Origin of the sequence: Sphingobacterium lumbrici (assembly GCF_006476045.1) — a bacterium.
Taxonomy (GTDB): Bacteria; Bacteroidota; Bacteroidia; order Sphingobacteriales; family Sphingobacteriaceae; genus Sphingobacterium; species Sphingobacterium lumbrici.
The window spans coordinates 67,435-91,296 of sequence record NZ_SRZY01000030.1 but is presented as its reverse complement, the minus strand read 5'-3'; the positions used below and the strand labels follow the sequence as shown (position 1 = coordinate 91,296).

Annotated in this window: 18 protein-coding genes; 13 read left to right on the top strand and 5 right to left on the bottom strand. The window is 40.7% G+C overall.

Going from position 1 to position 23,862, the window contains the following annotated elements:
- Nucleotides 1-75: 75 nt before the first annotated feature.
- From E4F24_RS12215 to E4F24_RS12205, 3 genes are all read left to right on the top strand, one after another.
- The gene (locus E4F24_RS12215; protein WP_140939165.1) at nt 76-462 is read left to right on the top strand and encodes a hypothetical protein; all 387 of its coding nucleotides are present in this window, start codon (nt 76-78) and stop codon (nt 460-462) included.
- Nucleotides 463-586: 124 nt separating this feature from the next.
- Nucleotides 587-1,222 (top strand): peroxiredoxin, encoded by a 636-nt coding sequence (locus E4F24_RS12210; protein ID WP_140939163.1) that lies wholly within the window; start codon nt 587-589, stop codon nt 1,220-1,222.
- Nucleotides 1,223-1,623: 401 nt separating this feature from the next.
- Nucleotides 1,624-2,052, top strand: coding sequence for a hypothetical protein (locus E4F24_RS12205; RefSeq protein ID WP_216629174.1), 429 nt, complete (start codon nt 1,624-1,626; stop codon nt 2,050-2,052).
- Between the two features lie 5 nt (nt 2,053-2,057).
- Here the strand turns inward: E4F24_RS12205 and E4F24_RS12200 are convergent, their stop codons facing one another.
- The 3 genes from E4F24_RS12200 to E4F24_RS12190 all read right to left on the bottom strand — a co-directional run bounded on the left by E4F24_RS12200 (nt 2,058) and on the right by E4F24_RS12190 (nt 4,115).
- Complete coding sequence (locus tag E4F24_RS12200) at nt 2,058-2,534, bottom strand: helix-turn-helix domain-containing protein (protein WP_181182468.1); 477 nt, start codon at nt 2,532-2,534, stop codon at nt 2,058-2,060.
- 1,009 nt (nt 2,535-3,543) lie between these two features.
- Entirely contained in the window at nt 3,544-3,861 is a 318-nt protein-coding gene (locus E4F24_RS12195) for a type II toxin-antitoxin system RelE/ParE family toxin (protein ID WP_140939156.1), read from the bottom strand.
- Nucleotides 3,852-4,115 (bottom strand): hypothetical protein, encoded by a 264-nt coding sequence (locus E4F24_RS12190; RefSeq protein WP_235891224.1) that lies wholly within the window; start codon nt 4,113-4,115, stop codon nt 3,852-3,854. Before E4F24_RS12190 ends, E4F24_RS12195 begins: the two co-directional genes overlap by 10 nt.
- A 510-nt stretch (nt 4,116-4,625) precedes the next feature.
- Here E4F24_RS12190 and E4F24_RS13840 point away from each other — a divergent pair.
- From E4F24_RS13840 to E4F24_RS12180, 3 genes are read left to right on the top strand one after another with little or no spacing between them, the layout of a single operon-like run.
- On the top strand, nt 4,626-4,775 hold the full coding sequence (locus tag E4F24_RS13840) for a hypothetical protein (protein WP_181182467.1): 150 nt from the start codon (nt 4,626-4,628) through the stop codon (nt 4,773-4,775).
- Between the two features lie 34 nt (nt 4,776-4,809).
- The gene (locus E4F24_RS12185; RefSeq protein ID WP_140939152.1) at nt 4,810-5,625 is read left to right on the top strand and encodes a sigma-70 family RNA polymerase sigma factor; all 816 of its coding nucleotides are present in this window, start codon (nt 4,810-4,812) and stop codon (nt 5,623-5,625) included.
- A gap of 12 nt (nt 5,626-5,637) precedes the next feature.
- Nucleotides 5,638-6,732, top strand: coding sequence for a hypothetical protein (locus E4F24_RS12180; RefSeq protein ID WP_140939150.1), 1,095 nt, complete (start codon nt 5,638-5,640; stop codon nt 6,730-6,732).
- Between the two features lie 169 nt (nt 6,733-6,901).
- Here E4F24_RS12180 and E4F24_RS12175 read toward each other — a convergent pair whose 3' ends face one another.
- Entirely contained in the window at nt 6,902-7,993 is a 1,092-nt protein-coding gene (locus E4F24_RS12175; protein WP_140939148.1) for a S1C family serine protease, read from the bottom strand.
- A 15-nt stretch (nt 7,994-8,008) separates the two neighbouring features.
- A complete protein-coding gene (locus E4F24_RS12170; protein ID WP_140939146.1) occupies nt 8,009-8,593 on the bottom strand; it encodes an RNA polymerase sigma factor in 585 nt (194 codons plus the stop codon).
- A 253-nt stretch (nt 8,594-8,846) separates the two neighbouring features.
- Between E4F24_RS12170 and E4F24_RS12165 the strand changes: the two genes are divergently transcribed.
- The 7 genes from E4F24_RS12165 (at nt 8,847) to E4F24_RS12135 (ending at nt 23,836) form a co-directional block, all read left to right on the top strand.
- Nucleotides 8,847-12,896 (top strand): glycoside hydrolase family 2 TIM barrel-domain containing protein, encoded by a 4,050-nt coding sequence (locus E4F24_RS12165; protein WP_140939144.1) that lies wholly within the window; start codon nt 8,847-8,849, stop codon nt 12,894-12,896.
- Nucleotides 12,897-13,180: 284 nt separating this feature from the next.
- Complete coding sequence (locus E4F24_RS12160) at nt 13,181-13,759, top strand: RNA polymerase sigma factor (protein WP_140939142.1); 579 nt, start codon at nt 13,181-13,183, stop codon at nt 13,757-13,759.
- A gap of 111 nt (nt 13,760-13,870) precedes the next feature.
- The gene (locus E4F24_RS12155; RefSeq protein ID WP_181182466.1) at nt 13,871-15,004 is read left to right on the top strand and encodes a FecR family protein; all 1,134 of its coding nucleotides are present in this window, start codon (nt 13,871-13,873) and stop codon (nt 15,002-15,004) included.
- A 305-nt stretch (nt 15,005-15,309) separates the two neighbouring features.
- Nucleotides 15,310-18,600 carry a SusC/RagA family TonB-linked outer membrane protein gene (locus E4F24_RS12150; RefSeq protein WP_181182465.1) on the top strand — a complete coding sequence of 1,097 codons (3,291 nt, stop codon included), beginning with the start codon at nt 15,310-15,312 and terminating at the stop codon, nt 18,598-18,600.
- A gap of 50 nt (nt 18,601-18,650) precedes the next feature.
- A complete protein-coding gene (locus tag E4F24_RS12145; RefSeq protein ID WP_140939137.1) occupies nt 18,651-20,183 on the top strand; it encodes a RagB/SusD family nutrient uptake outer membrane protein in 1,533 nt (510 codons plus the stop codon).
- Nucleotides 20,184-20,254: 71 nt separating this feature from the next.
- Entirely contained in the window at nt 20,255-21,535 is a 1,281-nt protein-coding gene (locus E4F24_RS12140) for a TlpA disulfide reductase family protein (RefSeq protein WP_140939135.1), read from the top strand.
- Nucleotides 21,536-22,051: 516 nt separating this feature from the next.
- Nucleotides 22,052-23,836, top strand: a complete 1,785-nt coding sequence (locus tag E4F24_RS12135; RefSeq protein WP_235891223.1) for a class I mannose-6-phosphate isomerase — start codon at nt 22,052-22,054, stop codon at nt 23,834-23,836.
- The last annotated feature ends 26 nt before the right edge of the window (nt 23,837-23,862 follow it).

The following is a 23,862-nucleotide window of genomic DNA, read 5'->3' as shown; positions in this document are numbered from 1 at the left end:
AGGTGACGAGGATTGAGTAACGAGTGACGGGTAACAGGTAACGCGTATTAGACTTTTTATTTTTAACTTTAAGGAATGGGAATACGATACGAAAAAGACACGATTCTGAATTGGATCAATGAAATGGGCAAGTTTTTAAGGTTGGTCGTAGGGAAGTGGGAAGACTTTGACGAGTCGCAGGCTCCGGTTGACATTGAAACGGGATATAGCGATTTTTTTAAACGGGAGCGTGGGGATCTGCTGGTATTGGGAGAGGATGAATTAAAGCAGTTGGCAGATAGTTTGGAATCTGAACAAGTCCGTCCCTTAGCTTTATTGTTCCTGTACGACGGCTTAATGAATAAGGAGAGGATCTTACTCCAAAAAGCAAAATTATTGCTGGAATATCAAGCTGCCAAGACCGGAAATTTTTCTTTTGAAGATTTTGGGCATTTGGCAACGATTGACAAGCATCTTAAGTAATTGCATCATTCCTGATCCCATTAGTGTGGAAATAACAAAGTTGTACTAAAAAATATTTTGGGCATTAAATAAAATCTACTATATTAGTGGGGTAAATAGATTATTGGTTTTAAATAGTATAAAAATGAGTTTAAGATTAGGAGATCAAGCGCCAAATTTCCGGGCACAGACAACAATAGGAGATATAGATTTTTATGAGTACACAGAAGGAAGCTGGATCGTATTGTATTCTCACCCTTCGGATTACACACCCGTATGTACCACGGAGTTGGGTCGTACCGCACAGCTTAAAAGCGAATTCGAAAAGCGCAATGTAAAAGTGTTGGCTTTGAGTGTAGATGCTATAGAGGATCATTTTGGTTGGATAAAGGACATTAACGAGACTCAGAATACCAATGTAGACTTCCCGGTCATTGCAGATCAGGATCGTACTGTAGCGGAGTTGTACGACATGATTCATCCCAATGCTTCGGCAACGGCAACTGTTCGTTCTGTCTTTATTATTGGTCCGGATCGCAAGGTTAAACTGACGCTGACGTATCCTGCATCTACCGGTCGTAATTTTAATGAGATTTTACGTGTGATCGATTCGTTGCAGTTAACAGATGAATATTCTGTGGCTACACCCGCGGACTGGACGGATGGAGAAGATGTTATCGTTGTACCGGCTATCAGGACGGAAGATATTCCCGCTAAATTTCCAAAGGGATTTAAAGAGATAAAGCCGTATTTACGTACGACACCGCAGCCGAATAGATAGTAACAATTAAAAATTAGTAATTATAATAATCAAGAGAAGGCCAACTACAGGTTGGCTTTTTTGTTATGTGAGTATTTGCGTTTTCTCAAAATATAAGAGGTCAATAAAGCCGATATACATATAATAAAGAGATAGCCTGCACAATGAATAATGTCAAAGTTATATTTCTCCGGAGCCGAAAAATAGAGAAACAATTGCGTGAACAGGCACATTATCAAAAAAATAGAAAAGTATATCCAAAAGGTCCGCATGGTTGTTCTTTGATTTAAAGTTAGCAATTAAATGAGTAACTGCCAACTTTGATGTGAAGATTTGTATGGAGTTGTGTGTTTTTGGTGAGTTTATACTCACCGTTCTGCATAACGTTTGCCGCAATCGGTATAACGTTTGTCGCATTCGTGATGCCGTTTGTCTCGATCGTGATGGAGGATGTCTCAATCGGTATAACGTTTGTCGCAATCGTGATACCGTTTACCCCGATCGTGATGGAGGATGTCGCAATCGGTATGACGTTTGTCGTATTGGTGATACCGTTTGTCTCGATCGTGATGGAGGATGCCGCAATCGGTATAACGTTTGTCGCAATCGTGATACCGTTTACCCCGATCGTGATGGAGGATGCCTCAATCGGTATGACGTTTGTCGTATTGGTGATGCCGTTTATCCCGATCGTGATGGAGGATGCCGCAATCGGTATGACGTTTGTCGTATTGGTGATGCCGTTTGCGGCAATCGTGATGGAGGATGCCGCAATCGGTATGACGTTTGTCGTATTGGTGATACCGTTTACGGCAATCGTGATGGAGGATGCCTTGGTCAAACTTGAATGATGAAGTTACCTTTTCTTTTTAATGTACTTTTTGATATTACCCTCTTTGATATATTCCAGTTCACCTTCTTTACAATAGCCGGTAAGATAAACGGAAAATTTGTTGCTGTCACTTTTTTCGGTGTCCAATTCCTGGATGACATCGGCGACACGTTTTGGGTTTGCAAAGAAATCAGAGTGATAAACAAGGTTGTCGAGTTTTTGGGTGATTTCTATACGTCTTTTTGAATCTGGGGGAAGACTATAAAGCGGTTCTAAATTGATGTCGCTTTTAAAAATATGCTTAGGCTGTATTTCCAAAGCCCGACAGATTAGCAGAAAGTTATTTAACGTTGCACCTTTACCCTTTTCGAGTGACGCAACAGTGTTAATGGTGAGCCCTGTCATATTGGCTACATCATTCTGTGCATAAGATAATTCCTCCCTGCGTGTACGGATTTGTTTACCAATATCCACTAATATGGTTTTGTTTGGAATACTCACATAACAAATAGAATTATTATTTGCGCAAATAATTAAATAAAAAATGTTGTAAAATTTTGCTTTTATATTTTTTGTTTATATATTTGTTATATAAACAAAGTCATAATAAGATAGTTTGCAAACAGTATGAAATTATAAACTATGAGAAAGGGGCTATTTAAAAACATTATGAAATCTCCAGATTAATCTGGGTTGTTCCCTTTTTATAAAGAGCATTGATCCTGTATAGTTAAATGAAACGCCAAACCACGTGAAGAAAACCAATTAAAAGCGTATAGGATCTCCATCATTTTATTTTAATCAAGATGCGGTGTTGTCGAAAGACGACAGGGAAGAGGTTTGCCTTTTGTGTAGCTCTTCGAAATGTATCGCTATGTTCTTTGACGTATTGGTATTGATAAAAAAGTGAAATATATAATTGAGGCTTCTTGTGACGCCGTAGGGTGAGGGCGATATGCCACTCGCTGAATACTTTTTTATTTTAGGTGTTAGGGGGTAGGAAATAGGGGATAGATTTTTGGAAGGTATATGCAATAGAGTCTCGGCTGCAAATTCCAGCTGGTGCTACTTATCCCAATTTGCAAGGTATGCGCAACTGATAATGGCTTTCTGCATTTGGCTCTTAGGGTGCTACTTATCCCAATTTGCAAGGTATGCGCAACTGGAGAAAAATAGGACTTGCTGCACATTAGGTGTTGCTAACTACAATTTGAAAGTTGCTAGTCAAGTTTGATAATCTGCACAGACTGTTTTTCTTGTCATACTGAGGCCTGCCGAAGTATCTGAACACGATGATGTCAGCATATTTTGAGATGCTTCATTGCATTCAGCATGACAATGAAGATACTTGGTGTTGAAGAACATAATTTGAAAGGTATATGCAACTGATCGAAATTCCACACTTTCATTTTTTTCGATGTTACTCACCTCAATTTGAAAGTCTATACCATAAAAAACAACTTTATAAAAACATTTTTTGCGGTGTTGCTCATCCCGATTTGAAAGTTTTTTATTTAGCTCGCTTAATTTTAATCGGATTTTGTCGGGCATCAAATACATCGACAATTTCAACTCTATTTTTTTTGCCGTTGACCCAATAAATGATTTTGTAATTTGTGCTGACGATATATCTGAAGTTCTGAGGTCTTTCTTGTAGAAGTTCTTCGTGGACTCCAATCTCCGGAAAATTACTTAAGTTCTTAGCACTTTCGGCAATTTGAGTAGTTATCTGTCGAGCGATTTTTAGACTAACTTTTTCCTTGTGATAGTTAAAAATGTTTTTCAACTCGTTTTTGGCAAAATCGGTCCAGTATACCTTTAACCCCATTTTTTTATTTCCGCAATTAAATCATCTGAATTTGTGAGTCGCTCATTTTTTGAATCTTCTAACGATTTATCAATTCGATTGCTAAATTCAGCAACTGTCATCGCTTTAAAACTTTCGTCTTCCTGGGATTTGTCGGAACGCAATAGCTTTTCCAAACGACTTAACAATTCTTCGTTCTGAAGCTTTAAAAACTTTTGCACAAATTCGATTTTCCTCGTTTGAATATCCATAACAACATCTATTTTGTTATTCAAATTTACAAAATACTTTCTTACATTTCAGGATATATGTTGTTAAAAGGGTTTTGCTATTGTACTGAAAATAATTATGTTTTATTATTAAGAGGCTTCTTGTGACGCCGTAGGGTGAGGGCGATATGCCACTCGCTGAATACTTTTTTATTTTATTGAAGATGTGCTGATTTGCGAATAGGCAAATTTGCTTGCTGCAATTTGGAAGGTATATACAACTGAACACCGCTTGAACTGATGCTTTGAGTGGTGGGCACTCATCTCAATTTAAAAGGTATACACAACCAGATATTAGATAAACAGCCGTTCGGATATGGTGTTACTCACTACAATTTGAAAGGTGCTAGTCAAGTTTAGCCGTCGACACAAACTGTTTTTCTTGTCATCTTGAACGTAGTGACTGCGGAGCAGGCATCAGGGATGTGTTGGAGGTTTAAGGGGCTGATGCAACATTAGATCTAAACACTATGCTGCCAGTATACTTTGAGATGCTTCGTTTCACTCAGCATGACAATGAAGATACTTGGAGCCGAAGAACGCAGTTTGAAAGGTCTACACAATAAGTCTTACATCTCCATCATCGATACCAATACGTTCTATTCATATACAGCTTACCCAACCCCGGCCACAAAACCGACAGATACATCCCCGGGGTTGCGGTAAGTTGATCTAATCAATAACGACTAAATGATAAATTATGAGTAAACTATTACAACAAAAAAAAGATATTGAACGGCATATTTCATTGCTCAACGACGGTAGGGAGAAGGGCTTGGACTTCTTCTATAAAAAGTTCTATGGATACTTCTATTTCCGGGGAGAAAAGTACACCAAGGACGAATGCGATGCAGAAAGTATTGTTCAGGAAGCCTTTCTACGGCTCTGGTTGTTTCGGGAGAACGTCGACTCCATGGATGCGGTTTTTACTTTTCTCAAAACACAGGTTAATGCTGCGGTAAAAGCCTATTATAGCAAATCAAAGAATCGCTTCAATCGCAGTTTACTGCGTCTGGATGGTATTGAGGACTATCAGGAATTTTTATTGGGCTATGAACTGGAAGAAGAGGAGGAGGAAGATCTGGTCTATCTCGAAAAATTGGAAACCGAAAAGCAGGAACAGATGAATCGGTTAAATAGTATCCTGCCCAGTCTGAAAGATGAACAACAACTCTTTATCAAACTATGCTTGAAATATAGCTTCAACTATGAACGGATTGCTTACTACCTCGGTGGGATATCCGATTATGAGGTCAGTATGCAGGTAGAGAAAACAATTGATACGTTGCGCACCATATTCAACAGCTCGGAGAAAATGGACCTGTTAAATAAGCCTGCTAAAATTGTACTGCAGGGTGAGTTCAATGACCAGCAGGCAGAGATCTTCCACATGCGCTACGAGTTGCAGCTCTCCTTTGAACAGATTTCAGAAGCCTTGCAGCTAAGTTCCGCGATGGTGAAGAAGCTATTCGTTGAAGCACACGCAAAAATAAAGCAATCCAAACAGACAGCATAAAAAGGAGGACTTATGGCAAATGATACGATTATTTTAACCCGCAAAGTACAGATTTACGTCGACTGCGATGAGAAGGAAAAACGTGCGGAATATTTTAAGAAATTATTCGAATGGCAGGATATGGTCTACCGTGGCTCGAATATGGTGCTGACGCATCAGTATCTTCAGGAAAATATAAAAGACCTGATCTACCTGCGGGACGATGTGAAGGTGAAATTAGCAGATAACAATAAAGATCCGGACGGTATTCTAAACACTTCACGGATGAACACGACTTATCGGGTGCTGTCCGCTTACTTTAAAGGCAAATTGCCTGCGGATATCATTTCGAATATGAATATGACGTTGATTAAGAACTTCAACGCCGATCGACTGGCATACTGGAAAGGGGAGAAGTCGCTTCGTAATTATAAAAAGGACGTGCCCATTCCATTCTCAGGTGTTCAGATTAAATTCAGTAATGATGACAAAGATAGGGATTTCAAATTCAGCTTATTTAAGATTCCCTTCCGTACCTATTTGGGCAAGGATCGCTCGGATAAACGTGTGTTGCTGCAACGTGCATTGGTTGGACAGATAAAGGTCTGTGCAAGTTCGATTAAGATCGTTAAGGGGAAGATATTCCTGCTTATCGCGTTGGAATTACCCAAGAAACAGCACGATCTAAAGGATCATGTCATAGCAGAAGCTTCTCTTTCCGTAGAACATCCGATTACAGTCAATATTGATAAGGATAATTTTCAGATCGGCAATAAAGAGGAATTCCTGTATAGACGGATGGCCATACAGGCGGCAAGACATCGCATTCAGAAAGCCTCTGCCTTTAATAAAAGCGGGAAGGGAAGAACGAAAAAACTCAAAAGCCTTGAGCATTTTAGCGAAAAAGAAAAGAACTATGTAAATAGCCGTTTGCACTTGTATAGTCGCCGGTTGATAGATATCTGTGTGAAATCGCAGGCGGGCACACTTTTACTGGTGAACCAAACGAATAAAGAAGAGGTAGCCAAAGAGGATGAGTTCCTGTTGCGTAACTGGAGTTATTATGGCCTGATTGAAAAAATAAAGTATAAGGCCAGTATGGCGGGCATTAATCTGATTGTTGAATAAAAAAAGCTGAATGTTAATACCATTGTCATCCCGACTCCGGAGGGATCTAAATCTATCCGGATAATTCAAGTTTTTAGATCCTTCGGCATGCCTCGGGATGACAATTTATACAGTTTTACTTCAATTTTTAGACGGAGTCTTTTATAAGGAAATGTGCAAAAGAACTAAATTAATATACTTTCACGATATAAATATAGTCCTGTATCTTTTTAATCTGCTCAGTTCGTGTTAAGTTCGACAATGTGTTTTTGGTGTTCAAAACCACATTTCCTTTTAATGAATCGGCAGGGATTCGATTTAATGTTTCGATCAGTTCTTTGGTTTTGATCGCAAAGGCAGCACCATCAATACCTTTTTGTTTACCGGATATAATACCGATGATATTTCCCTGATTATCCAACACCGGGCCACCACTATTGCCAGGGTTAACCGGGATTGAAATTTGGTACGCGATGGTATCTCCTGCATATCCGGTTTTGGAACTTAAATAGCCTTGACCATACACCGCTTCATCCCGTGGAAACCCAATTGTAAAAATGTCTTCGCCAATATCAGAGATCTGTCTTTTGAACGTATAAGGAACACTTTTAGCGGCTTTAAATGTGCTGTCGCTGATGTGTAAAATGGCTATATCTTTTTCTATATCAGAATAAATAATCTGCGCTTTGAACGCCTGACCTTTATTGTTCTGCAGATGTACGGAATCAGCACCATTTACAACATGATAGTTTGTGACAACATAGCCGTCTTTGGTTAGCATAAATCCTGTTGCCCCGAAATGTATCGGTGTCGGGATCTTATCTTTTCCGTTGTTGATATTCTGGATCGCCTTATTTTGCTCATTCACATTCTTCTTTACGGTATTCATCTCACGGCGTAAAGCACTATAATCCGAAGAGGCTTTTTTGATACTGGTAAAGTAGCCTGTGAGCCACAAGGTCGAAAAGACGGAGATCAACGCCACGGCTGCAGCAACTCCCGCATTCATCTGCAATTTTTTCCAAATCTTGATGATAGCCGTATCGTTTTTTGCAGGTGCCTGATGATGTAAAGATTCCCGGTGTAGTGATTTTTTGAATAAGCCTCTTCGCTCATTTTCTTTCCAGGAAGAAATGAATCTTTTGTGCTCTTCGAAAATTTGATGGAATTCGGGGTAATCCAGGCAAAATTTTTCAAAAGCAAAACGATCGTCTACAGATAATTCTCCCCGCAAATATTGATCTGCCCAATCCATAAACTCGTTTCTTCGCATACTACTCATGATCGCTATTTATTTTTAATTCTTATTATTAAAAAACAATTTTTTAAGTCTTTGCAGACATTTATATTTTTGTGTCTTCACATTATCTGTATTGGTATAGCCAAACTTTTCACAGATCTCCTGCATCGACAGATTCGCAATATAAAAGTCATTTAAAATGGTTTTACAGGGTTCTCCCAGCTGTTCTAACGCACTTTCCATTTGTGTAAATTTGCTCTCAATTTCTACATGTTTTTCGATATCTTCTTCTACATGGAGAAGATCCTCATAATCTGAAATATCTGAGGTATTGGTAGAGGAACCTTTTCGATTAAGTTGCTTTAACCATAATCTTCTACTAACCGCATATAAAAATGTCTTGAGCTTACTTTTTAACTCAAAATCTTGCTGAGTAACTCGGTCATACAGTACCATTACCGCCTCTTGAAAGATGTCTTTCGCTTCCTCATCCGAACCATTATTATTGACGATCATGCGTGCAACGGAAGGAAAAAATTGAGTGTAGATCGTATTTATAGCACTACTCTCTCCTTTTGCGACGCCCGCAATGATCTCAAGGTCCGATATCTCTTTTGGTAATATCTGTCTTATCTTACTCACTTATTAATACCTTAAAATTCAAATAGTAACCCTTATTTGCTAAATTTTAATTTAAAAAATCTTGGATCAAACGTAGGAGTTATTTTGGATATATGGGATATAAATTCGAAAAAAAAACAATAACGCACAGCGGCTGTTCATTGTATCTTTTTTAGTATAACTATTTTACGCAATCGAATGATTGAAGGAAGGGTGTTGTAATTGTGCGTATTGCTTTTATTTTTGCAATCTACCTTCTATTTAATTATTAAATATGATACAATCAATACCTAAACGACTAACGTATCTAGTAACTATCTTATTACCGATATCGTTTTCAGCATATTCCCAGCATGATGTAGCAGCATTAGCAGGTTTCCGCTATGGAAATGAATCAGCTCCTTCGGGCAAGGAGTGGGAATCTCCCGAAGATTTATCTTTGAATAAAGAACAGCCCCGAGCTTATTTTTTCTCATTTGATGATATGGCGCATGCGCGCAAAGTATTGCCTGAAAACAGTAAATATTGGATTTCGCTCAACGGAACATGGAAATTTAATTGGGTAAAAACTCCTGAGGAACGCCCGAAAGATTTCTTCGATCCTAAATTGGATGTTTCTTCTTGGGATGATGTGCCCGTGCCAATGAATTGGAATATTCTCGGTATCCAAAAAGATGCGGCATTGAAATATGGTGTGCCTATTTATGTCAATCAGCCCGTGATTTTTCAACATAGTGTAAAAGTGGACGATTGGCGTGGCGGTGTAATGCGGACACCACCGCAGCATTGGACAACGTATATCTACCGTAATGAGGTGGGATCATATCGGCGTACTTTTTCCGTTCCTTCTTCCTGGGACGGGCGGGAAATATTTGTCAACTTTGATGGGGTAGATTCTTTTTTCTATCTATGGATAAATGGAAAATATGTAGGATTTTCGAAGAACTCCCGGAATGTGGCTTCTTTTGATATCACATCCTATCTGAATAAAAGCGGAGAGAATACGATCGCGGTGGAGGTGTATCGGAATTCGGATGCTTCTTTTTTGGAAGCACAGGATATGTTCCGGCTTCCCGGTATATTCCGTACGGTTTCCCTTACTTCAAAACCTAAAATTCACGTTCGGGATCTGATCGCTATTCCTGATCTGGATGCGAATTATGAAAATGGATCATTACAGATCAAAGCGGATATCCGAAACCTCGATAAGAAGGACGCAAAAGGCTATAAAATGGTGTACAGTCTCTATGCAAATGAATTGTATAGTGACAATAATACTGCCGTAGGATCAGCTGTTGTAGTGGCTACTGCGAAAGAGATAAAAGCAGGAGGTTCTGCTTCTACAGCAATAACATTTCCGGTTAGCGCTCCCCACAAGTGGTCGGCAGAGCGTCCGTACCGTTATACCTTAATCGGCGAGCTGAAGGATCATAAAAACCGTACGGTCGAGACCGTTTCGGTGATTGTCGGGTTCCGTAAAGTAGAGATTAAAGATACGAAGGCAGAAGACGATGAATTTGGACTAGCGGGCCGCTATTTTTATATCAATGGTAAAGCCGTGAAGCTGAAAGGCGTAAATCGCCATGAAACAAATCCGGAAACCGGGAAGGTGCTTTCCCGTGAACAAATGGAACATGAAATCAAGTTGATGAAACGTGCTAACATTAACCATGTGCGTAATTCGCATTATCCGGACGACCCATATTGGTATTACCTGTGTAATAAGTACGGTATTTATTTGGAAGATGAAGCGAATATAGAAAGTCACCAATATTATTATGGAGAGGCTTCTGTTTCGCATCCTATAGAATGGAGAAATGCGCACGTCGCACGTAATGTGGAAATGGTACATGCGACAATCAATGATCCGTCGGTCGTTATCTGGTCTTTGGGTAATGAAGCGGGGCCGGGGAAGAATTTTGTGGCAGCCTACGAAGCCATCAAACAGATTGATACATCGCGCCCGGTGCAGTATGAACGCAATAATAGTATTGTCGATATGGGATCAAACCAGTACCCTTCAATCGATTGGGTGCGTGGAGCGGTGAAAGGAACCTATAAGATCAAATATCCATTTCATATTTCGGAATACGCCCATTCCATGGGCAACGCGGCGGGTAATCTGATCGATTATTGGGAAGCGATTGAATCAACGAATTTCTTTATGGGTGGTGCAATCTGGGATTGGATCGATCAGTCGATGTATTATTATGATAAGGTGACGGGCGAAAAGTACCTGGCTTATGGGGGAGATTTTGGTGACAAGCCGAATGACGGTACCTTTGTGATGAACGGACTCATATTCGCGGATATGACCCCGAAACCACATTATTATGAGGTAAAAAAGGTGTATCAAAATGTAGGGGTACGTGCTGTAGATATAAAACAAGGAAAGATAGAGGTATTCAATAAGAATTATTTTGTTCCGTTAAGCGATTATACGATGCAATGGTCTTTGTATAAAGATGGAATCGAAATAGAGAAAAGCACCACGTTTGCCGGGGATAATAATTTCACAGGAGCCCGTCAACGCAAGGAGTACACCATACCGTTTGATTTTTCGGCATTGGATCCACAGTCTGAATACTTTGTGAAAATTCAATTCTTACTAGCTAAGGATGAGTTTTGGGCTGAAAGAGGCTTTGTGCAAATGGAAGAACAATTGCTCGTGAAAGAAGCGGAGAATAAGCCGCTGATTGCTGCAGTAGCAAAAGGAGGAACAATCCAAATCAGCTCGGAAGGTGATTTTAAAACAATTAAGGGTGACGGATTTACAGTAAGATTTGATACCCGGACCGGTACGATTTACAGTTTGATGTATGGCAACGAACAAATTATCCGTGACGGGGAAGGTCCTAAATTGGATGCGTTAAGAGCGCCGTTAGACAACGATAACTGGGCTTATCAGCAGTGGTTCGAAAAAGGTCTTCACAACCTGAAGCATAAAGCCCTTTCGACTAACACATATACCAAACCGGATGGTTCAGTGGTTTTATCGTTTAGCGTGGAGTCTCAGGCGCCAAATGGTGCGACTATACGTGGAGGGAGTACCGGAACTTATACCATCACCGAGCACACGGACAGGCCGTTTAGTGGCGCAGATTTTAAATTTACTGCCAATCAGATTTGGACCGTTTATGCCGATGGATCTATTGAACTGCAATCAAGTGTGACTTCTAATAATGCCGCGCTGGCACTGCCACATATTGGATATGCATTACAAGTACCGGAGAAATATGGCAATTTTCAGTATTACGGACGTGGACCGGTAAACAACTACGCAGATCGTAAAACAGCACAATCCATCGAATTGTACAAGAGTACGGTGAAGGAGCAGTATGTAGCCTGGCCTAATCCACAAAGTACAGGGAACAGGGAGGAAGTACGTTGGAGTTCGTTGACAGACGATTCGGGTAATGGTGCCATTTTTATTGCCAACAAGCAGATGGCGACTTCAGCATTGCCATGGAGTGAACTGGAGATGACATTGGCTCCTCATACGTATCAACTGCCCAAAAGCACGGGTACGCATTTATACCTCAATGCTGCCGTAACCGGACTGGGCGGGAATAGCTGCGGTCAAGGCCCACCTTTGGAAAAAGATCGCGTAAAAGCGGACGCGCACACTTTTGGCTTTATCATCCGACCCGTTAAGGGAAATGATTGTACGGCCAAAGCAGCTGTCTCTCCTGCAGGCGACAGACCCTTGACGATGTCGCGCAGTCGTAATGGAGATATCAGTATCTCTACAGAGAAAGATGATGCAGCGATCTATTATGTTATAGGTAACGACAAGCCACGCGTATATACTTCTCCTTTCAACCTGCGTAATGGAGGGAAAGTTACCGCTTGGCTCAAAGAGAACGAAAAGTTAACCGTTGCATTTGATTTTGAGAAGATTGAAAGTATTCCGATGACAGTTGTTTTCTCTTCTAGTGAAGAACGAGGAGAGGGGAATGCGTCGCATCTGGTTGATGGCGATGTATCGACGATATGGCATACGATGTACTCGGTAACAGTGGCACAATACCCGCACTGGGTGGATTTTGATGCAGGTGATGTGAAAACAATCAAAGGATTTACGTTTACACCGAGACAGGACGGTCCCAATGGCAACATCAAAGAATATAAACTACAGGTGAGTACCGATGGGAAGAATTGGAGTGATTCTGTTGCGGAGGGCAAATTTGAAAATAATTCCAAGCCTAAATCGGTTACACTGAATAAACCCGTCAAAGGGCGTTTTATCCGATTTACGGCGTTAAGCTCGCAAAACGGACAGGACTTTGCATCGGGGGCTGAATTTGCTGTTATGGCCGAATAAAGTGGTGTAAAATAAATCATAGAAAGAGGGTGTTCGTATAAAAAAAGTATGGACACCCTTTTTTGTGTTCCCGTTAATTCGTAAATTTCCGGACAACATACCATACCGGGAAAAGGAGGTCTGCGATTCATTCAAAATGTTTTCGTAGACAGGATATGCTTTTAAATAAAAATAGAATTGGATTTTATTTAACATTTTTTATGGTATATTCGTTTTATCCGATCGAGCAGCGAAATTTGAGGAGATTTCAAGAGATACCCTTGATTCGTTATTATATCTAGATTATGAACGATTATTTAGATTTAGAGGACAAAGAACTTATTCTTCTTGTTAAACAAGATGACAGGGTGGCCTTTACCCAAATTTATAAGCGGTATTGGTCCTCTCTTTACAACGTTGCTTTTAAAAGAACAAAAGATAGGGAACAGTGTCAGGATATTGTTCAAAATGTATTTACAGACCTTTGGTCAAGGCGCGATAAAACAGCGATAGATAATTTGCCGGCCTATCTGCATACGGCTGTAAAGTTTCAGCTGTATAAACAAATTTCGCGTCAGCCCCAATCGGCGCTATTTCTCGACAGTTTCGAAGAAATTATTTCTTCGCCAATTAGAGCGGATGATGGATTAAAGGAAAAGGAAATCCAGCATATCATTAATTTGTGGCTGGCAACACTCCCCGAAAGAAGGCGTCAGATATTTTTGCTTTATTATAAAGAAGAGCTTTCGACACGAGATATAGCGAATCGCCTGGGGCTTTCCCAAAATACTGTGCAGTCTCAAATCTATACTGCTTCCCGAAGTTTGCGAACCAGGCTTACACATTCGCTGTCTGTAATTGTGGTCATTTCTATGATGACGTAAATAAATTAAATTTTTTTTTATTAGCCTTAGTACATTTTCAATATTCCGGTACATATCAGTTAAAGGACACTGGAAAAAGATATGTACAACAATCGGAAAGATTTATTAAGCATGATACAAAAATATCTTCAGGGCAATGCAACTCCTGAGGAAATCAAATTCATTGACGGTTATTATGCTTTCTTTGAAGATGAAGAGGATATTATTGCAAAATTGCGGACGGAAGAAAAGAAACTGATAGAAGAACAGATCGAATCGGCAATCTGGGAGAAAATAGCAGATACAGATAAAAAAGGGATTAGGTCGTTGTGGTTACGTATTGCAGTTGCTGCATCTATCGTCATGGCTATTTCAGTCACCGGGTACTTCGTACTCGATAAAAAAACTGACCAACAACTTGCTGAAGTTCAGCAACAGGATTTGTTACCGGGTGGAAATAACGCGGTACTGATTTCAGGAGGTCGTAAAATCAATCTGACAGATTTGCCGAATGGCACCATTGCTGAACATCAGAATGTACTGGTGACTAAGCAGGCGGACGGACAACTTGATTACCGGGTAGACCTGAGCAATAAGGGGCGCACTGAGATTCGCTATGATACTTTAATGACAATAAGAGGGGGTACGTATCAGATCACATTGGCGGACGGAACCAAAGTGTGGTTAAATGCCGAATCAAAACTCAGGTTTCCAGCGACATTTGTAGGGAATGAACGTCAAGTAGAGTTGATTAGCGGAGAAGCTTATTTTGAGGTGGCTCATCATGCCCAAAAACCATTCCGCGTATTTACTTCAAAACAGGTAGTAGAAGTGCTGGGTACAGCATTTAATATTAATGCTTATTTGGATGAACCGGTGATTACAACCACCCTTATTGAGGGAAGTATTAAATTATCCTGTGGTGAACAAAGCGGGCTGCTTTACCCGGGACAGCAGGCTTCTGTAGGTTATCCGGAGGTGAATAATAAAATTTTGATACAAAATGATGCTAATATTGAGGCGGCGGTTGCCTGGAAAAATGGATTGTTCCATTTTAACAAATCCGATCTGAAGGATGTCATGAATCAGATCGCCAGGTGGTATAACGTAGATGTGGTGTATGAAGGCAACATTCCCCGTATGACCATCAATGGAGAGGCTTACAGAAATATGAAGGCATCCCAGGTCTTCGAGGTGCTCAGCTACCTGAACGTCAACTTTAGGATCGAAGGAAAAAAGATCATTGTGACCAATAAAACTAATTAAAATATCTAATCAATTACCATTAAATGAAGCTAAATATGAAAACATTGCTAAGAACGTAAATTGAAGAATCGGTTAGGTTAACAAAAAAACCGCAGAAGTGTTGGAGCACTGCTACGGTTACATGTTGGATTAACCCTTTCCCGATAAAGTATCGGGATAAACTTATTGACGAAACGAGTTTAATTCTTAACCCAAACTTTACAAATGTAATGAAATTTACTACTAATTGTATAACAATGCGGTATGCAAGGCAGTTGCCGCTTAAACAAATTATATTGGTGATCAAACTAACAACATTCCTGTTAATGATAGGCCTTGTTCAGGTAAGTGCCAAAGGATATAGTCAAATTACCCTTAATGCACAGCGTGCATCCCTATCTAGCGTTTTGAAATCCATTAAGGAACAAACGGGCTACGTATTTATTACGGGTGATATCGACCTCAGCCGACAACACGTAGATGTTAATGTAAGTAACGTTAGCATCGAAAAGGCACTGGAGGCTTGTTTAAAAAACACTCCTTTAGCCTATAAGATCGTAGAGAAGACGGTGGTGATTAAAGCGATGGAAGCTACTGTTTTATCTCAGGCGAAGCCTGCGTCCAACCTGAATATGATTCTTGTTCATGGTAGGATAATGGATGAAACCGGGCAGCCTATATCTGGTGCAACGATCACGGTAAAAGGCAGTGCTAACTCAACGATAAGTGATGCGCAAGGCTATTTTACCCTGAAAAATGTAGATCAGAAGGCTCTAATTGTTGTCAGCTTTTTAGGTTATCAGAAAAAAGAACTTAATGCTGCCGAAGAACTTGGCGAAATAAAACTGGAGGTAGCTTTTAGTCAACTGGATCAAGTGCAGATAATTGCATATGGTCAAACAACCGAGCGGTTAAGTACCAGTAACGTAGCGACGGTTTCGTCTAAGACAATCGAGAACCAACCTGTTTCTAATCCGCTCCTGGCTTTGCAGGGACGTGTACCCGGCCTGTTGATCAAGCAGGCTAGTGGCCTGGCCGGAGGTGGTGTGTCGGTACAGATTCATGGTCAGAATAGTATAAGTAGAGGTACAACTCCGTTATATGTAGTAGATGGTGTCCCTTACGCGATCGATGTCATCACACCGAATAATGCCGTTCAGCAGGGGGGAGGAATCAATATCAATAATGGTCAGAACATGCCACCTCGGCCACCGGCATCTCCTTTGGCATTTATTAATCCACAGGATATCGAGAGTATTTCTGTATTAAAAGATGCGGATGCCATATCGATCTATGGTTCCCGTGCAGCGAATGGTGCCATTTTAATCACCACCAAAAAGGGTAAAGCCGGGAAAACCGCTGCGGTCTTTAATTTTCAACATGGCCTAGGTGTGGTAGCCAATAGATTAGATCTGATGAATACGGAACAATATTTGGCGATGCGAAATGAAGCGATGAAAAATACCGGACTTCCGGATGTCGTTGTACAAAACGCTCTGATGCCCAGCCAATATGATATTAATGGAACATGGGACCAATCGCGTTATACCGATTGGCAAGAAGTATTGATAGGGGGTACAGCTAAATATACCAACCTGCAAGCGTCGATATCGGGTGGAGATACCAATACCCAGTTTATTGCAGGTGGAGGATACCACCGGGAAACTACGGTATTCCCTACCAGCCATTACGACGAGAAGGCTTCTGTGCATTTCTCCCTTACCAACACTTCAATGAATAAGAGGTTTAAGTTCCAGTTGACCGGAAGTTATCAGTACGACTACAATGATCTGCCGACAACTGATTTCACTGCTCTAGCCATGACCTTGCCTCCTAATGCTCCGGAAATTTATAATAGCGATGGTACCATCAACTGGGCACCACTTGCAGATGGATCTTCAACATGGGACAATCCGCTTGCTGCGATACAAGGAAAAAGCCTGTTAAAAACCCAAAATCTGATCAGTAATTCAGTTTTAAGCTATCAGATTGCTAAGGGGTTGGTTTTAAAAAGTAGTTTTGGCTATACCTTGCATCAATTAGACGAAACCAGGACGACTCCTGCAACAGTTGTACCCCCACAATACAGATCACTTGTCCCAAGAAGCTCAGTATTTGGGAATCACAGTACGAATTCCTGGATCATTGAGCCGCAGTTAAACTATGACAAGGTGATTGGAAAAGGGAAATTAGGCGCCATAATCGGAGGTACATTTCAACGCAACAACAGGTTTGGAAATACGATAAATGCATCCGGTTATCCGTCTGATGAGTTGTTGTTCGGCCTTACGGGGGCAACTGTTACGGCTAGCACAAATCAGTCGATTTACAGGTATAATGCTATGTTTGGACGTGTTAATTATAATTGGGATAACAAATATATTCTTAACCTAACCGCTCGCCGTGATGGAAGTAGCAGGTTCGGGTCTGAAAATAAATTTCATAATTTTTGGAGTGTAGGAAGTGCATGGATTTTCTCTGAAGAAAAATTAATCCAAGAAATACTTCCTGTATTGAGCCATGGAAAGTTATCGGGCAGTTATGGTATAACCGGAAATGATCAAATCCCGAACTACTTATATCTTGCGAACTATGTCAACGTTCCGAATGTTGGTGTAAACTATCAGGGCATACCCGGATTTAGAGCTAATAACTTGTCTAATCCCTATATTCAATGGGAATCGACTAATAAATTTCGAATTGGGTTGGATTTGGGTTTCTTAAAAGACAGGATATTATTCAACTCGAATTATTTCCTGAATCGTTCGTCCAATCAATTGCTTGATTATGCCTTACCTGTATTCGTTGGTTTTTCAGGAATTACCCAAAATTTTCCGGCTACGATACAAAACTCAGGCTGGGAATTCTCGTTGAATACCATCAATATGAAATCAAATACATTTAAGTGGACAAGTTCAGCTAACCTGACTATTCCCGAGAATAAATTGATAGCTTTTCCTAATTTGGAAACCTCTTCTTATGCCAATAGGCTAATTATAGGGCAGCCTGTAAACATCATTAAAACATCAGCTTTCGCGGGGGTTAATCCTACTACCGGGGTTTATCAATATATCGGTGCGGATGGTCAGCTAAAACCTAATCCGAGTAATCCGGCTGATTTAACCAAAATTATTGATATCAATCCTAAATTTTATGGCGGATTTCAAAACAATTTCAGTTATAAAGATTTTGAACTGGATATCTTTTTCCAGTTTGTAAATCAGCTAGGAAATAATGCTTCTTACAGATTCGGAAATCTACCCGGACTGATTGTTAATCAACCTGTTTCTATTCTATCAGCTTGGCAGCAGGAGGGAGATAACACTCAGGTACAGCAGGTCGGAATGAAAAACTTAAATCCTTTTGCTGCAGCTACACTGAGTGATGAAGCCTTTATGGATGCCTCTTTTGTCAGATTGAAAAACGCCTCATTATCGTGGCAATTGCCTGGTGTGATGGCACAGAAAGTAGGCGTAAGCAATGCTAGAATCTACATCAATGGCCAAAATCTGCTCACATTTACACGATTTAAGGGGCTTGATCCCGAAACACAAAGTTTTCAGGCGGTGATGCCTCCGTTAAAGGTAATTACACTTGGTGTGAAGGTAGGGTTATAAGAGCTGCAGGCTAATAGACGAAATTAATTTCAACATTAAAAGATATAGAAATGAAATTTAACAGGAACTATACCAATCGGTATTCAATAGATATATGGACAAAGAGCATGAAAATGTGTGCTTTTGTGCTACTTTTTGTGGCAGGCAATACCAGTTGCAACAAGTTTGTCGAAATTCCTCCTCCGGCGTCGACCTTGAGTGATGCGAGTGTTTTTACGAGTGACGCGACGGCGATTGGGGCAATAACGGGTGTGTACGCCGGTATGAGCCTCGACAACGTGGGTAATACATCCAATAATCGCGGGATTGCATCATTATACTTATTTGGTGGTCTTTTGGCAGATGAGCTCACGTTGTTTAACATTGGTAATACTACGTATCTTCAGTTTTACACCAACAATATATCGCCAACAACAGCCCCTGCGACATTTTTTTGGTCACAAACCTATGGGCAGCTATATAATTTGAATGCAGCTGTCGAAAAATTAAATGGCTCTACAAGTTTATCCCCGGCTGTGAAACAGCAATTGCTGGGCGAAGCACTATTTACACGGGCCTTTAGTTATTTCTACTTGGTTAATCTGTATGGTGATGTGCCATTGGTAATCAGCACCGACTACAATAGCAATGCAGTGCTGGGAAGAACACCAAAAGCACAGGTATGGCAGCAGATCATTGCCGATTTAAAGCAAGCTCAAGAGCTGCTGAGTGCCAATTACCTGGATGCTAATTTATTAATCTCTACCACAGAAAGAGTGAGACCAACGAAGTGGGCGGCGACAGCGTTACTGGCACGAGCCTATTTGTATTATGGTAACCTCACAGGCGAGATAAGCAATTACGTTAACGCCGAAACTCAAGCCTCTTTGGTGATCGCTAATACTGCACAGTTTAGTTTGCAGCCATTGAATAATGCGTTTCTTAAAAATAACAATGAAGCGATTTGGCAATTACAACCTGTACGATCTACTGTACACCCGAATAAAGCCAATACGGGAGAGGGAGCTATATTTGTACTTCCGGCTACAGGACCCAATGTGATCAGTAATCCGGAATATCCGGTTTATTTGAGCGATCGTCTGTTGAATATTTTTGAGCCCGGTGACCAGCGGAAAGTTAGCTGGGTAGCAAGTGTAGCAGCAGGAGCGAACGAGTATCACTATGCCAATAAATATAAGGTTGGTCTGGTGGCAGGAACGCCTACAGAATATTCAACCGTTCTACGCTTGGGCGAACAATACCTGATCCGTGCAGAAGCCAGGGCAGAGCAGGGGAATGTTGGTGGTGCTGCAACAGATTTGAACGCAATCCGTACGAGAGCGGGCTTGGGTGCAACTGCGGCTGCCACCAAGGAAAGCTTACGAACAGCTATTTTGCACGAACGTCAGGTCGAACTTTTCACCGAATGGGGCCATCGTTGGCTCGACTTGAAAAGGACAGGAACCGTGAACGCCGTAATGAATGTGGTGTGTCCCGAAAAGGGAGGTGTTTGGAGTGCTGACTGGCAGTATTTTCCAATATCGGCAGCAGAAGTCAACGTGGGGATAAACCTGAAACAGACCCCGGGATATCCCGGGATATAATTAGCATAGTATGAGGCTGTCTAAACAGGCTAAATGTTGTTTTTTAGACAGCCTCTTTTAAAACGAACGAAATGAAAAAATATATAACTCTGGCGATCCTTATGATCGCGTTATGCGGTCAATTTTCGGGGTTTGCACAAGACAATAAGTCTGATGCAGACCATGCAGGAGATGTTGCCTTCAGAAAAGCTATCGATAAAACAAAGAGTGGGGAGGAACTTGAGGTTGCTTATAATGAACTGCTGAAGTTCCCCGCCCAAAAAATAGGAGAAAGAGGGACGCACGAAATTGCCCTTGGATTTGTGATCGCTGCGTTTGCACAGGAGAATAACGTCGAAAAAACGTTGTTCTATATGGATTTGTTGAAATCAAAATCTGCTAGATGTGCGGCTGCATATATTACCGTTAGTTCGTTCATGAAATATGGGCATTATCAAGAAGCAAAAGGTTTGCTAAAGGAAGCAATAGACAATTCTTATAATTACACAACCATCTGGAAGGACTCTGTCGGGGCCCGTGGACCGGCTTCACTTTACCCTGTTTTGTTGAATATGAATGCAACTATTTTGTATGAGGAAAAAAATTACGAGGAAGCATATATTTATCAGCAAAAGGCGTATAACGAAACAGATAGCAGCAGAAGGATCAGGTTGAACGAATTCCTTGCTAAAATATGCTTGAAATTAGGAAAGGATCAGGAAGCGTTCGAAAAACTAGATGAATTGGTTCGGCAAGGACTGTTAGGTACTGAACTGAAGGAAGATTTACAAGTGTTGTATAAAAAGGTGAAAGGTGATGCAGGGTTTGATGAATATATGGCAACTGTAGAAAAAGCGATGACAGAGAAAATCAAGGAAGACCTCGAAAAGAAAATCATGAATGAACCGGCTCCGGCATTCACGTTAACAGATGTTAACGGAAAGCCTGTTTCTCTGGAAAGCTTCAGGGGAAAAACTGTGATCGTTGATTTTTGGGCTACCTGGTGTGGCCCATGTATAGCTTCATTCCCGGCGATGCAGGCTGCTGTAAACAAATACAAAAACGACCCGGATGTTGAGTTCTTGTTTATCCATACCCGGGAGCAAGATGAACAAAAAATGGCTACTGCGAAAGCAGCGAAATTTATTACGGATAATAATTATTCTTTTAATGTGTTAATGGATCTGAAAGATCCGGCAACAGGTGTCAATAAAGTGGTTACAGATTTTAAGGTGAAAGGTATTCCTGCAAAATTTGTGATCGACAAGAATGGGAATATCCGCTTTGCGATTTCGGGTTTCTCGGGAGGTATCGATTCGACCGTTGAAGAAATTGCTGTCATGATAGAGATGGTGCAACAAAGTACGAATTAAGACACGTCCCAAAATTTTACGTAAATGATTTAAAAAGGGTTTGACTGCAAAAGCAGTTGAACCCTTTTTTTATTGGTATTAACCCGTTGTGCATGATGAAATCGTAAAACGCTTTAATGCCGAGCGAAGCCGAAGCATCTATAACCCGATTTTTAGATCCCTGACTGCCGTCAGGCAGGCTTCCTGTCTTCAGGATGACAGTTTTGAAGGAATAATGCGCAACGGGTCGGGGATTAGGGAAAATAGTGGTTATTACCTGCGTAAAGCCACTGACATTACCCTAAGATCATGAGGATGTTTTCCTTACCAGAGACTTTCAAATCAGTCATCGCGCCTCGCCGGAAGGTAGCCGGTTTAATTCTGCGTGAGCTATATCCCAAGAATTTTCTTTGAAATTCAAATAAACTAGTATATATTCGTGATATGTTCGGACATATAGACAATGTCTCGTTGTCAGATCGCTGTAGAAAAACAGTGCCGCATAAATAAACCTTATAAAAAAGTAAATAAATTATAATGGAAGCATCTAAGCAGACCTTACGAAAAACTACGCAACATGTATTGCCAGTTAGCAATTCGTTGCGTACTTATAAAAGCTATAATATTGTTCCAACGTTTAAAGCACCATATACCGTGTACGATGGTTACGAGACGCTTGCTCAAAACTTATTGACGCATAAGACGCTGGTAGTCGATGGCTTTGGAGGCGTATTATGGGAATCGTTTCGGATGAATCTGCAACGGCATTTTGATAATTATGGCAAAAAAATAGCGTGGATCTCCATCGATTCCTGCTTAAAAAGTCCTGAAGAAATAAATGAAATGATTGCTGTTAATGTAAATGGTGATGATTTGGTGTTTGGAAAGAAATATACGGGTAATCTGATTGATTTCTTTGATGTGGAGCACGTACAACAATTGGTGCCCGACAATAATGCGGACTTGTGTATTGTGTACGGAACAGGTGCTGCCCTGGTTAACTGGCCATGTCAGTATGTGTATCTGGATGTTCCGAAAAACGAAATTCAGTATCGGATGCGGGCAAAAAGCATTAAGAATCTTGGCTCGAAAGAAGAACTTGAAAATTACCAAGTGTACAAGCGGTTTTATTTTGTTGACTGGCAGGTGCTAAACAAACATAAAGAAATGTTGCTTGGCAAGCTTGATTATATCGTGGATGAGCAACGTATTGGTGAGGTTACCTGGATGAAGGGGGATGATTTCAGAAATACACTGAATATTATGCTTGAGCGGCCTTTCAGAGCGAAGCCTTGGTTTGAAGCGGGGATATGGGGCGGAAACTGGATGAAGAAAAAATTAGAAGGATTACCGCCTGACGAAATAAATTATGCCTGGTCATTCGAATTAATTACACCTGAAAATGGAATCGTAATTGAGGGAGATACAACCAACTTGCTGGAGGTTTCTTTTGATTTTCTTATGTTTCAGAACAACGTTAAATTACTGGGAAAGGCTGCAGGTAGATTTGGTAATGAATTTCCAATCCGTTTTGATTTCCTGGATACCTACGATGGGGGTAATCTTTCTATCCAGTGCCATCCAAGGCCCGCATATATCCGGGAACATTTTGGAGAAACGTTTACGCAGGATGAGACGTATTACATTTTGGATTGTGAGCCGGATGCCGATGTGTATTTAGGTTTTCAGGAGGACATTGATCCGGATGCGTTTAAACAAGCTTTACTTGATGCGCAAAATGAAGGTATAGAAATGCAGGCAGAAAAGTATGTGCAGAAGTTTAAGGCCAATAAACATGATTTATTCCTGATTCCGAACGGTACAATTCATGCGTCCGGAAAAAATAATATGGTACTGGAAATTAGTAGTACACCATACATTTTTACCTTTAAAATGTATGATTGGCTTCGTCTGGATCTGAATGGTAACCCACGCCCGATCAATATAGACCACGCGTTTAATAACCTTTATTTTGACAGAAAAGGTGATTATGTTCCAGACCAATTGATTTCAAAACAAGAAGTTGTGAGCGAATGGGATAATGGAAGGAAATTAAAACTCCCTACACATCAGGAGCATTTTTATGCTGTTGACCGATATGAGTTTGCTCATGAAGCAGTTATTGCTACAGCAGGACAATGCCATGTATGTATGCTGGTAGAAGGGGAGTCAGTAGAGGTAATAGTGGAAAGCAACGGTACGGTATTCAACTATGCGGAAACATTTGTAATCCCGGCTTCTATAGCGCAGTACACCGTTCGTAATCTGGGAACACACAACGCCTTTTTAGTAGTTGCCTATATGAAAGAGGAGTGTTGCTGAAATTGATGAAACCAAATAAATTTATT